Source organism: Thermus sp. FJN-A (genome assembly GCF_054655095.1).
On sequence record NZ_BAAHSC010000331.1, the window covers coordinates 1 to 236 of the forward strand.

The 236-nt window shown below is 59.7% G+C and carries 1 pseudogene; it reads right to left on the minus strand.

The annotated features are described in order from the left end of the window. Positions 1-13 precede the first annotated feature (13 nt). A pseudogene (locus ACYQ0J_RS13955) lies at positions 14-236 on the minus strand (IS982 family transposase); the annotation flags it as partial.

Below are 236 nucleotides of genomic sequence, written 5' to 3' on the forward strand. Positions count from 1 at the left end.
ATAACCCAAGTTGCTACCCAGCCATCTTCTGGGTCAGGAGACTGATGTTATGGGCCAGGACGAAGGTGAGAACTTTGATGACGAAACCCTCCTGGGTCACGGCGTGGATGCGCCTGGGGAAGAGGTGATGGAGCATGCTCCCCACCGTCTCCACCACCCTCCGCCCCACGATGGCCAGGTACTGCATCCAAGGGAGATACCGCCGGCTGTTCCTCCTGCGGATGACCATGGGACCA